This window comes from Streptomyces sp. NPDC000983 (assembly GCF_040299205.1).
GTDB lineage: Bacteria > Actinomycetota > Actinomycetes > Streptomycetales > Streptomycetaceae > Streptomyces.
On record NZ_JBEPBM010000014.1, the window covers coordinates 184,529 to 196,642 of the forward strand.

General features: G+C 72.6%; 9 protein-coding genes. 6 read left to right on the forward strand and 3 right to left on the reverse strand.

What is annotated here, in order from left to right; genetic code table 11:
- Positions 1-113: 113 nt before the first annotated feature.
- Positions 114-1,286 carry a hypothetical protein gene (locus ABT296_RS18660; protein WP_351928544.1) on the forward strand — a complete coding sequence of 391 codons (1,173 nt, stop codon included), beginning with the start codon at positions 114-116 and terminating at the stop codon, positions 1,284-1,286.
- Between the two features lie 74 nt (positions 1,287-1,360).
- On the opposite strand, the gene ABT296_RS18665 is transcribed toward ABT296_RS18660, so the two are convergent.
- Positions 1,361-1,621, reverse strand: coding sequence for a type B 50S ribosomal protein L31 (locus tag ABT296_RS18665; protein ID WP_351928546.1), 261 nt, complete (start codon positions 1,619-1,621; stop codon positions 1,361-1,363).
- 50 nt (positions 1,622-1,671) lie between these two features.
- Positions 1,672-1,836, reverse strand: a complete 165-nt coding sequence (rpmG, locus tag ABT296_RS18670; RefSeq protein ID WP_351928548.1) for a 50S ribosomal protein L33 — start codon at positions 1,834-1,836, stop codon at positions 1,672-1,674.
- A 360-nt stretch (positions 1,837-2,196) separates the two neighbouring features.
- Here rpmG and ABT296_RS18675 point away from each other — a divergent pair, with 360 nt between their 5' ends.
- From ABT296_RS18675 to ABT296_RS18690, 4 genes are all read left to right on the forward strand, one after another.
- Positions 2,197-3,288, forward strand: a complete 1,092-nt coding sequence (locus tag ABT296_RS18675; RefSeq protein WP_351928550.1) for a UDP-glucuronic acid decarboxylase family protein — start codon at positions 2,197-2,199, stop codon at positions 3,286-3,288.
- A gap of 91 nt (positions 3,289-3,379) precedes the next feature.
- A complete protein-coding gene (locus tag ABT296_RS18680; protein ID WP_351928552.1) occupies positions 3,380-5,269 on the forward strand; it encodes a glycosyltransferase family 2 protein in 1,890 nt (629 codons plus the stop codon).
- A gap of 46 nt (positions 5,270-5,315) precedes the next feature.
- Entirely contained in the window at positions 5,316-6,338 is a 1,023-nt protein-coding gene (gene galE, locus ABT296_RS18685) for a UDP-glucose 4-epimerase GalE (protein ID WP_351928554.1), read from the forward strand.
- Positions 6,339-6,393: 55 nt separating this feature from the next.
- Positions 6,394-7,821, forward strand: a complete 1,428-nt coding sequence (locus ABT296_RS18690; protein WP_351928556.1) for a UDP-glucose dehydrogenase family protein — start codon at positions 6,394-6,396, stop codon at positions 7,819-7,821.
- Between the two features lie 81 nt (positions 7,822-7,902).
- Here the strand turns inward: ABT296_RS18690 and ABT296_RS18695 are convergent, their stop codons facing one another.
- The gene (locus ABT296_RS18695; protein WP_351928558.1) at positions 7,903-9,537 is read right to left on the reverse strand and encodes a right-handed parallel beta-helix repeat-containing protein; all 1,635 of its coding nucleotides are present in this window, start codon (positions 9,535-9,537) and stop codon (positions 7,903-7,905) included.
- Between the two features lie 436 nt (positions 9,538-9,973).
- Here ABT296_RS18695 and ABT296_RS18700 point away from each other — a divergent pair, with 436 nt between their 5' ends.
- Positions 9,974-11,989: a glycosyl hydrolase gene (locus ABT296_RS18700; protein WP_351928560.1), complete on the forward strand. Its 2,016-nt coding sequence runs from the start codon at positions 9,974-9,976 to the stop codon at positions 11,987-11,989.
- Positions 11,990-12,114: the final 125 nt, after the last annotated feature.

A 12,114-nucleotide genomic window follows, 5' to 3' on the forward strand; every position in this document is an offset into this window, starting at 1 on the left:
GCCGAGAGGCCGGGTCCGGGCGTTTTTGTCACGCGCCTGTCTAGACCCGCGCGGGGCGCGTGTTCCACGGTGGTTCCCGCCCTGCGACCGGAGCCGTCTGGAAGGACCCGCCCGTGAGACGAAGGCACTTCGTGGCCGGCGCCGTGGGCACCCTCGCGGGACTCGGTCTGGCCCCGGACCCGTCCGGGGCCGCCCCAGCCCCGGCCCGCGCCGACACCTCCCGGGTCGGCGCCTCCCGCGCGTCGAAGGCCGTGCCGCGGGGCTGGCGGCCGGTGCCGGTGCACGGCGGCACTGCGCCCGCCCGGCTGAGCCGGATCTCCGCCCTCGGGCCGTCCCTCGCGTGGGCCGTCGGCGAGGAAGAGGTCGCGCGGGCCTCAAGCGGACGGGCGCTGGCCGTGGTGTGGAACGGTGAGACCTGGATCAAGTGCGACCTGTCCCATCTCGGCCACACCCGCCTGAGCGACGTGGCCGCCGCCGGGCCGGCCGCCGCCTGGAGCGTGGGCGCTCGGGTGAAGGGCTTCAGCCCGTTGCTGCGCTGGGACGGAACGACCTGGCAGCAGATCGCGTTCCCCGGCTGGGACGCGCGGGACGTACAGCTGAACGCGGTGGCCGTCGGCCCCGACGGGCGGGTGTGGGCCTGCGGCGAGCGGGAGGGAGCCGTCGGGCTGCTGTGCCGGGCACGGGGGCGCTGGCGGTGGCTGGACCCGCTGCCCGTGGCGGGCGCGACCCTGCACCGGGTCGTGGTGAGCACGTCCGGCGAGGTGTGGGTGTGCGGGGAGCGGTCCGAGGGAGGCGGCTGGTACGGGCTGGTGGCGCGGTGGGACGGCGGGTGGACGGTCCTGCCCACGATCCCCGGGCTGCGCCTGGGACTCGCCGACGTCCACCCGGCCTGCGCGGACGACGTGTGGGCGGTGGGGAGCGCGGCGGGCATCGGGGTGATGGCCGGCCGCCCCGGCACCCCCTCCCTGAACCACTGGGACGGCACGGCCTGGACCCAGCTCGATCCGGGCTTCGGGCTCGGCGCGCTGACCGGTATCGCGGGGGACGCGGAGGGCCGCGCCGCGTGGATCTGCGGCCTGGATTACGAGCACCCGGGCGCCGGCACCTACCTGCGCCGCGAGGGCGACGCCTGGACGGTGGTCCGCGGCCCCGGCGGGGCGGCACCGGAGCTGGGCCTCAACGATGTGACGGCGGTGCCCGGCACGGACGGTTTCTGGTCCGTGGGCACGACCGGGCGGGTGTTCGCGCCGGCCGCCGAGGCGTACACCGAGCGCCCCGACGGCTGAGCGGCCCGGCACCCACGGGCGCCGGGCCCGGGCCCCGGTCTGCCCCGGCCCGGTCAGCCCCGGCGGGCCGCCCGTCAGCGGCGGACGCCGCCCGTAGGGCCGTAGCGCCGTTCGAAGCGCTCCACGCGCCCCGCGGTGTCCAGCACGCGCGCGGTGCCGGTGTGGAACGGGTGGCTCGCCGACGAGATCTCGACGTCGACGACCGGATAGGTGTTGCCGTCCTCCCATTCGACGGTCTGCGTGGCGTCGAGGGTGGACCGGGTCAGCAGGGTGAATCCCGCCGCGCGGTCCCGGAAGACGACCGGACGGGTGACGGGATGGATTCCGGGCTTCATTCGTTGTCCTTTCTCATGGCCTCCACCGCCGAAACGGCGGGAGGCGGGCGTCAGCGTTCCTCGCGGAAGAGGACGTGGGCGCCGGCGACCGGGTCGTACTTGCGCAGGACCAGCCGGTCGGGGTCGTTGAGGCGGCTCTTGCGGGTCACGTAGGTGACACCGGTGCCGGCCGTCGACCTGAGCTTCACCACGGGTCGTGCCGTACTGCGTGCCATGGGGGACTCCCTTCCTCCGCCATGCGAGCCGATTGACTCGAACATGCCAGACATGCCTCTCAACACGGCATCCCGCCCGCGCATTCCCCGGGCCCGACAGCCGTACCCGCCCGCAGGTCACACATGCGTGTGACAGCCGAAGGGGTGGCCTCCGCGAAATCGGCCGTGTCCGGAACGGGGCGACACCCCGAAAGGCGCGCCCGGTGCGCGACCGGCCGAACGGCCCATTCCGAGGATCGCCTCCACAGAATTCACCAAGTACGCCCATAACCTCGTCATACGAATTCCCGGCCTGCTCGGCAGGCTGTCCCGCAAGGACAGCCGTCAGGCCCTTTCGCTCCCCCATTCCTGGAGAAACAGATGCGCGTTGCCGTGACCGGTGGCGGTGGGTTCCTTGGGTCGCACCTGTGCGAGGCGCTGTTGCGCCGCGGCGACTCGGTGGTGTGCCTCGACAATTTCTCGACCGGTGACCCCGAGAACATCGCACATTTGCTGTCCGACCCCGATTTCGAGTTCCAGCACGCCGACGTCAGCGTGTCGGTGGAGGTGACCGGCCGCGTCGACGCCGTCGCCCACCTGGCCTCCCCCGCCTCCCCTCCCGACTATCTGCGCCAGCCGCTGGAGACCCTCGCCGTGGGCAGCCGCGGCACCGAGCACGCCCTGCGCCTGGCCCTGCGCCACAACGCCCGCTTCATCCTCGCCTCCACCAGCGAGATCTACGGCGATCCGCTGGTCCACCCCCAGGACGAGGGGTACTGGGGCAACGTCAACCCCATCGGCCCGCGCAGCGTCTACGACGAGGCCAAGCGCTACGCCGAGGCGGTCTCGGCCGCGTACCGCCGCACCCACGGCGTCGACGTCGGCATCGCCCGGATCTTCAACACCTACGGCCCGCGGATGCGGCCCCACGACGGCCGGGTGGTGTCCAGCTTCATCACCCAGGCCCTCACCGGCGAACCGCTCACCGTCTACGGCGACGGCACCCAGACCCGCAGCTTCTGCTACGTCGACGACCTGGTCCGCGGGCTGGTCGCGCTGCTGGACTCCCGCGAGCCGGGCCCGTTCAACCTCGGCAACCCCGTCGAGTACACCGTCGCCGAACTGGCCGCCATGGTGCGCGGGATGACCGGCTCCTCCTCCGAGGTGCAGCACCACCCGCTGCCCGTCGACGACCCGGTCCGCCGCCGCCCGGTGATCACCCGCGCCCGCGAGGCGCTGGGCTGGGAGCCGGAGATCGGCATCACCGAGGGCCTGCGCCGGACCGTCGCCTACTTCGGCGCCCACCCCGACCGGCTCGGCGCTTCGGCCGCCGCGATCCGCGGCGGACAGGACGAGACGGTCCCGGTACCCGCGGCCGCGGCCCCGGTGGGCGTCCCGCAGACGATCCCCGGCCCGGCCACCGGCGTACCGTCCGCCTCCGTCGCCGCGCCGCCCGCCGCCTCCGGAAGCTGAACCCCGCCGGGGCCGTACCGCCGGCCCCGGCCCGCCCTCCCCTCCCCGCATCGCACGGCCCGCCTCAGCGCCGCCTGGAGAAGCCTCCGCCATGACCTCGTTGGAGCAGGGTCCCGCCCAAGGGACCTCCACCGTCCAGAGCCCCCAGCACCTCGCCCCCGCTCCCGGCGCCGCCGAGGACTGGGGCGCGCTCGGCGAACAGATCCGCTACCTGTCCGGGGGCGCCGTGGCGTCCATCGGCCCGGACGGCCCCGTCCTCGCGCGACCGCCGCGCGGCCTGACTGTGCGTCCGTCCTGCTTCCTGCGCGCCTTCTCGCGCCTCGACCGCGTCCTCGTCGCGCTGCTCTCCCTGGGCTGGGCCGCCTGTCTGGTCTGGTTCTGGGTCTGGTGGCTCCAGCCGTCCCACCGCATCGGCTGGCCCGGCCTGGTGATCAACAGTGCCCTGCTGCTCTACCTGGCCTACCTCCCGGGCCACTTCCTCGTGGCCCTGTTCCGGATCCGGCGCTTCGACCCGGCCGTCCGGGTCCCCGCGCTGCGCACCGCGTTCGTGGTCACCCGCGCTCCCTCCGAGGGCTGGGACATCGCCCGCGCCACCCTGGAGGCGATGCTCGACCAGGACTTCCCGCACGCCTACGACGTGTGGCTGTGCGACGAGGACCCCAGCCAGGAGATCCTCGACTGGTGCCGCGCCCGCGGTGTCAACGTCTCCTGCCGACGCGGCCGTGCCGACTACCACCGGGCCGACTGGCCCCGGCGCACCCGGTGCAAGGAGGGCAACCTCGCCTTCTTCTACGACCACTGGGGCTATGCCCTGTACGACGTGGTCGCCCAGCTCGACTGCGACCACGTGCCCACGCGCGGCTACCTCACCGAGGTCGTCCGCCCCTTCGCCGACCCCTCCATCGGCTACGTCTCGGCGCCCAGCATCTGCGACACCAACGCCGACGAGTCCTGGGCGGCGCGCGGCCGGCTCTACGGAGAGGCCGTCCTGCACGGCCCGGTGCAGCTCGGCCACTCCGCCGGGCTCGCCCCCCTCTGCATCGGCTCCCACTACGCCGTGCGCACCCAGGCGCTCAGGGACATCGGGGGCCTCGGCCCCGAGCTGGCCGAGGACTTCTCGACCACCTACCTGCTCAACTCCGCAGGCTGGCAGGGCGCGTTCGCCATCGATGCGGAGGCGCACGGCGAGGGGCCGCTCACCTTCGGCGCGATGATCACGCAGGAGTTCCAGTGGTCCCGCAGCCTGGCGGTCATGCTCCTGGGGGCGCTGCCGCGTCAGCTGTCCCGCATGTCGCTGAAGCTGCGCATCCGCTTCGTGGCGGTGCTGCTGTACTACCCGCTGCTCGCCGCGGCGACGCTGACGGCGCTCCTGCTGCTGCCGATCGCCGCCGTCACCGGCGCGCCCTGGATCTCCGTCAACTACTTCGAGTTCCTCGGGCACATGTGGAGCATGTCGTTCTGGCTGTTCCTGCTGGTCCTGCTCTGCCGCCGCCGCGGGCTGCTGCGTCCGAAGAACACCCCGGTCATCAGCTGGGAGATGTGGCTCTTCGGACTCTCCCGCTGGCCGTACGTCGCATGGGGCGTCCTCGCCGCGGTCGTGCAGAAGCTGCGCCCCCGCCAGATCACCTTCAAGGTCACGCCGAAGAAACGCGCCGGGCTCGAACCACTGCCGCTGCGCACGGTCGCCCCGTACCTCCTGATCACGCTCCTGCTGTCGTGTTCCTCCCTCGTCGGCCAGTTCCGCGGCCCCGCGGTCGGCTACGTCTTCCTGTGCATCCTCGGTGCCGTCTCCTACGCCTTCGTGACGCTCGCGGTCGGCGCGCTGCATGTGCGGGAGACCCGGCGGGCCACCGGCGCCCCGGTCCGCCGCGCCCTGGGCACGGCGGCGCTGCCGCTGACGGCCGGGGTGCTGGCCCTGCTCCCGCTGGGGCTCTCGATCGCCGTCTTCCCCACCTATCTCACCGGCTTCTACGCCTGGTGACGGCCTTCGCGGCCGCTACCAGAACCTTCGAGAAACGAGGTCCCCCGTGCCCCGGACCATCCTGGTCACCGGTGGCGCCGGCTTCATCGGCAGCCACACCTGTGTCGAACTCCTCCGCGTCGGCCACGAGGTGGTCGTGCTCGACGACCACTCCAACAGCTGCCCCGAGGTCCTCGAACGCGTCGCGAAGACCGCGGGCCGTCCGGTCGCCGCGGCCCATGTCGCGGACGTACGGGACCGCCGGGCCCTGGACGAGGTCTTCGACCGCCACCCGATCGACGCGGTGATCCACTTCGCGGCGAAGAAGGCCGTCGGTGAGTCCGTCCGGATCCCCGTCACGTACTACGACATCAACGTCGGGGGCACCACGACCCTGGTGTCGGCGATGCACGACCACGGGGTGCACCGGCTGGTGTTCTCCTCGTCCTGCTCGATCTACGGCAACGCCACGACCGTGCCGCTGACCGAGGACTCCCCGGCCGCGCCCACCAATCCGTACGCCACCACCAAGTGGACCTGCGAGCGGATCCTGGCGGACCTGTGCCGTCACGTCCCCGAGATGCGGGTGCTGGCGCTGCGGTACTTCAACCCCGCCGGCGCGCACCCCGACGGGGAACTCGGCGAGGACCCGCGCGGCGTACCGAACAACATCATGCCGTTCCTCACCCAGATCGCCGTGGGCCGCCGGGACGAACTCAGCGTCTTCGGCGACGACTACCCGACCCCCGACGGCACCGGCATCCGCGACTACCTCCACGTCATGGACGTCGCCGACGGGCACCGGGCCGCCCTCGACCACATCGACGACGAGCCCGGCATGCGGGTCCTCAACCTCGGTACCGGGCGCGGCGCGTCCGTCCTCGACCTCGTCACGGTCTTCGAGGAGGTCACCGGCCGGCCGATCCCGTACCGCGTCACCGCGCGGCGCCCCGGCGACGTCGCCGAACTCGTCGCGGACCCGACGAAGGCCATGGCGCACTGGGGCTGGACCGCCCGCCGCGACCTGGCCGCGATGTGCCGCGACGCCTGGAACTTCCAGCAGCGCAACCCCTACGGGTACGCACCCTGACGCGTGTACCCGCGGGCCGGTTCGCGCCCCCATCGCCTCAGACAGGAGCAAGCGCATGCGGTTGACCGTCATCGGTACGGGATACCTCGGAGCTGTGCACGCCGCGTGCATGGCCGACATCGGGCACGACGTGCTCGGGATCGACGTCGACGCCGAGAAGATCAAGGCCCTCGCCGAGGGCAGACCCCCCTTCCACGAGCCGGGTTTCGCCGATGTGCTGACCCGGGCCCTCGCCTCCGGGCGCCTGCGTTTCACGACCGACCTGCGTGCGGCCGCGGCCCACGGCGAGGTCCACTTCGTGTGTGTGGGCACGCCCCAGCGCGCCGGCTCCAAGGCCGCCGACCTGCGCCATGTGGACGCCGTCGTCGACGGGCTGGCGCCGCATCTGCGCACGGACTGCCTGGTGGTGGGGAAGTCGACCGTGCCGGTGGGCACGACCGCCCGGCTGTCCGCCCGGATCGCCGGCCTGGTACCGGCGGGGGTCCGGGTGGAGACCGCCTGGAACCCCGAGTTCCTGCGTGAGGGCTTCGCGGTCGAGGACACCCTGCGGCCGGACCGGATCGTGGTGGGCGTGACCGGCCCGGACGCCGACGCCACGCTGCGCGAGGTGTACGCCCCGATGCTGGCGGCGGCCGTGCCGTACATCAGCACCGATCCGAACACCGCCGAGCTGGTCAAGGTCGCGGCCAACTCCTTCCTCGCCACGAAGATCTCCTTCATCAACGCGATGGCCGAGATCTGCGACGCGACCGGCGCGGACGTCGTCACCCTCGCCGACGCGCTCGGCCACGACACCCGTATCGGCCGCAGGTTCCTGCGGGCCGGGCTCGGCTTCGGCGGCGGCTGTCTGCCCAAGGACATCCGGGCGTTCGCCGCGCGGGCCCAGGAGCTGGGGGTCGGTCCGGTGGTGGACCTGCTGGAGCGGGTGGACGAGATCAACGAGCGGCAGCGGACCCGGACGGTCGCGCTGGCGCGCCAGATGGCGGGCGGCGAACTGACCGGGCGGCGGATCGCCGTACTGGGCGCCACCTTCAAGCCCGACAGCGACGACGTACGGGACTCCCCGGCGCTCGCGGTGGCCTCGGCCCTGCACCGGGAGGGCGCCGAGGTCCGCGTCCACGATCCGGTGGGCGCCGCGAACGCCCGGCTGGCCCACCCTCACCTGCTGTGCGGCTCGGACCTCGCCCTTGCCTGCGCCGATGCCGACCTGGTGCTGCTGCTGACCGAGTGGGACCACTACCGTGACGTGGACCCGGCGCGGCTGGCGCGCGTGGTGGCGAAGCCGCTGGTGCTCGACGCCCGCAACGGCCTTCCGCACGAGGTGTGGCGGGCCGCCGGCTGGACGGTCAAGGCGCTGGGCCGGCCGGCGCCGTCGGACCGGCTGCCCGTCCCGCAGTCGGCGGAGCCCTTGCGGACCACGATCGGCTCACCCGCGGGCCGGCCCCACGTCCCGTCGGCGGCGGTGACGGCGTTGCCGTCGTAGCTCAGCGCGGAAACCGGCTGCGCCCCTGTGTTCCTGACCGGCGGTCGGGAGCACAGGGGCGCGGTCGTGCGCGGGCGCGGGTCAGCGGCGGGCGCCGGGCTGGGCGGCGCCGGGCAGGGGGAAGTCCGGGAGCGGGTTGCCGAAGTAGTCGAGTTCGCCGAGTCCGGGGCGGGAGGCCGGGGGGCCGAGGGTCACCGGGGTGCGGGGCGCGCAGCGGGGTTCGAGGTTGCGGGCGTCGGGCCAGTCGGGGACGCGGACGGACAGACCGCTCAGGCACAGGTCGTCGTCACTGCCGGTGGGCCGGCCGTCGAGCGTCTCCTGCCCGGACGCCGCGCGCCAGGCGTCCAGTGCGGCGAATCGCCGCTCGCCCCACTCCAGCGACCAGGGGCCGGTGCTGCGGTAGTTGTTTCCCCGCAACCGGATCAACGCCGGGTCGTAGGCGGACTCGGTCGCGACCAGCGGGCCTCCGTCGGTGGCGATGATGTTGTTCTCGACGCGCACGCCCCGCATGCCGTCACGCAGCCGCACCGCCGGGGGCCGCATGCCCATCTCCGCTGCCGAGGCCAGGTGCGCGGTGCGCATGACGACGGTGTTGTGGTAGATCGCCAGGTTCCGCATGCGCAGACCGTAGGCGACGATGCCGCCGTACTCGGGCAGTTTGCGGGCGTCGTCCCAGCTCATGTTGTAGCGGACGACGTTGTCCCGGTGGGCGCCGGTCGCCCGCCCCGAGTAGACGAGGAATCCGGGGCCGTCGTTGCCGTAGGCGATGTTGTACTGCACGACGGAGGAGGACACGTTGTTGTCGAGGCCGAACCCGCCGCCGTCGACCCGTGAGCCGGTGCGGTTGCGGTACGACCTGTTGTGCTCCAGCACCACCTCGGTGGAGTCGTAGACCCACATGCCCTCGGGTCCCTCGTCCGCGTCGGCGGCCGACCGGGAACCGTTGTCGTGGGCCACCGAGTGGGTGACCTTCGCGTTCCGGACGCTGCCGAGCGTGATGCCGCTGCCGGTGTTGCGGTGGTCGCTCCTCGGGTTGCCGGCGTTGGCGTACGCCTTCACCCTCTCGATGCGCAGCCCCTCGTGCGCGTAGGCGGGGCGCGCGGCCTCGAACACGGGCCCGTGGAAGGAGAGTCCGCTCTCCAGGTTGTGGTGCACCGAGACGTCGGAGATCCGTACGTCGCTGAAGCCGGCCCGGGCGCCCTTCACCGCGCCCAGGGTGATGCCGTTCCTGAAGCCCTTCACCTCGACGTCCGCGATGCGGATGTGGTCGAGGCGGCGGGCCCCGCGCCGGGCGGTGGTGACGGAGATGCCCACCCCCTCGCGCAGCGCCTCGCGGTCGCCGACGAGCGAGAGGTCGCGGAACTCCAGCCCGGCGGTGTCGTGGACGGTGACGGCGGACGTGCCGCGCGGGACGATCGTGGCGCGGCCGGTGCCGTAGCTCTCGACCACCACCGGCTTGCGGGCGCTGCCGGCCTCGTCCTTGTCCAGGGTGAGGCTGCCGCGGAACCGCTCGCCGCCCTTGAGGCGCAGCCGGTCACCGGGCCGGAAGCGTGCGCCGTCGGCGTGGTCGAGGGTCCGCCAGGGCTTGGCCGGCGACATGCCGTCGTTGCCGTCGTCGCCGTCGGGGCTGACGTAGAACGTGTACGGCCCCCCTGTGGCGGGGCGGGGCGGCCGGTACACGCCCGGTACCTCGCACGCCGTCAGCAGCAGCGCCACGGCCGAGAATCCTGCGGCGGTCCTCGTCACCCGGCTCCGGTTCACCGCGTTCAAGTGCACCCCTTCACAGATGGGTCCGGTGCCGCAGAAGGGCACATTTCCTGACAGGCTCTCAGAAAAGGGTGCAGAGGCGGGCGAAGCCACGGCTTCGCTGCCGCGTTCGGCCGACCCGCACACCCCTCCACCATGGACCTCAGCTGACTTCAGCTGCGATAAACCGTTTTAGTTCGCAGCCTGCAGATCACCTGCCGCACACGTCAGCTAGGTCGTCAGATCCGCAGCATCTTGCGAATTCCACCCAGGACATTGACCACTTAACCGGTTGATGCTTCGATCTCTCACGCACGGCACGTTCGTCATGAGTCGCACCATCTTCCCCGAGCCGCGGAAGCCCGACGGCAACGTTGTCCCATGCCCGCGAAGGAGCCGCACACCCATGCCCACCACTCCCCCGAACCGTCGTGAATTCGTCCTCGCCGGCGCCGCCGTGGCGCTGGCCACGACCGCCGCGATGCCCGGGACCGCGACCGCCGCACCCTCCTCCGCCCCCGCGGGACGGCCGACCCCGGTCCGGCTCGTCGACGACCGCGCCACCCCCGCCACCCGCTCCCTGTTCGCCTTCCTCAAGCGGCAGCAGGGGCGAGGCATCCTCTTCGGCCACCAGCACGACCTCACCCACGGGTTCACCTTCAGCACGCCCGACGGGCAGGCGTCCGACACCCGAGCCGCCGTGGGCGACCACCCCGCCCTCTTCGGCTGGGACACCCTGATCCTGGAGGGCAAGGAGAAGCCCGGGACCGAGGGCGGCTCCGAGGAGCAGAACATCGCCGCGCTCACCTGGGCGCTCCAGAAGGGCGACGCCCGCGGCGGCATCAACACCCTCAGCGCGCACCTGCCGAACTTCGTCAGCGGCGGGAGCTTCTACGACACCTCCGGGCGGGTGGTCCGCCAGATCCTGCCCGGCGGCGCCAAGCACGCGGAGTTCAACGCCTTCCTCGACCGGATCGCCGCCGCCGTCACCGCCGCCCGCCGGGCCGACGGCACCCCGATCCCGGTCGTCTTCCGGCCCTTCCACGAGAACAACGGCGGCTGGTTCTGGTGGGGCGCCGGGCACACCACCTCCGCCGAGTACATCGAGGTCTTCCGGTACACCGTCGAGTACCTGCGCGACACCCGCCGGGTGCACAACCTGCTGTACTCCTACTCGCCCAACTCCGCTTTCGGCGGCGACCCGACCGGCTACCTGCGGACCTACCCGGGCGACGAGTTCGTCGACGTCCTCGGCTACGACTCCTACGACGGTTCGGCCGGGTCGCAGACCTGGCTGGACGGGCTGGTGGAGGACCTGGCGATGGTCGTGGGCCAGGCGAACGCACGGGAGAAGGCGGTCGCCTTCACCGAGTTCGGGGAGTCCGGCACCGAGGGCCGCAACGCGCAGTGGTTCACGCAGGTGCTGGCGGCGATCGAGGCCGACCCGCTGGCCCGCCAGGTGACGTCGATGCTCACCTGGGCCAACTTCGGCGGCACCACCCGCGCCTACGTGCCGATCGCCGGGCACCCGCTGCTGGAGGACTTCGTCGCCTTCCACGCCGACCCCTACTCCGTCTTCGCCCAGGACCTGCACGGGGTGTTCTCCGTCCGCACGAGCGCCGTCGCGAACGCCCCCTTCCTCCACCTCGTCACGCCCACGGACCGGCAGCGGGTGACCACGACCGAGACGACCGTGCGGGTACGCCTCACCAACGCCAAGTCCGCTCAGGTCGGTTACTCGGTGGACGGCGGGGCCCCGCGGCCGCTGCGGCTCGACGCCGACGGCTTCCACTCGGCCGTGTGGCGGATCGACCCGGCCTGGCTGGACAACCGGTCCGTGACCCTGACCGTCAGCGCGCGGGTGGGCGGTCGGACCCTCACCGACTCGGCCAAGGTGCTCCTGGGCGAGGTGGCGGCGCTGCCCGCCGGCTGGGTCGACGACTTCGAGGGGTACGCCGGGGACGACGTGACGCTGAGCGAGGCGTACAGCCACGTCAACGCCAACACCACCGCCCTGTCGACCGAGCACAGGGCGTCGGGGACCTACGGCCTGGCGTACTCCTACGACTTCTCCGACGCCGGGTACACCGGGATCGGCAAGCCGGTCGACGCGGACTGGTCGGCGTTCGGGGCGCTGAAGCTGTGGCTGCGCGGTGACGGGTCCGGGAACGGCGCGACGCTCCAGATCGTCGCCGACGGGGTGTACTTCGAGTACAACACCCCGCTGTCCGACACGGAGGGCAAGGAGATCACCGCGCCCTTCGGCGAGTTCGCGCCGGCGCCCTGGGACACCTCGCACGCCGGGGCCGTGCTCGACGCCGCGCATCTGGCGAAGGTGGCGACGTTCAACCTGTATCTGGGGCACGGCTCCCGCGCGGCGACCACGGGCACCGTGCACGTGGACGACATCCGCGCCGAATGACGGATTGGGCCTGGTCCCCGGAGTGCGGCGCACTCCGGGGACCAGGCCCAATCCGCTTTTCGGTAGTGGCCGGTTGGGATACGGACGTGGTCCGGCGGGGGGTGGCCCGTGCCCCTCTCGACGAG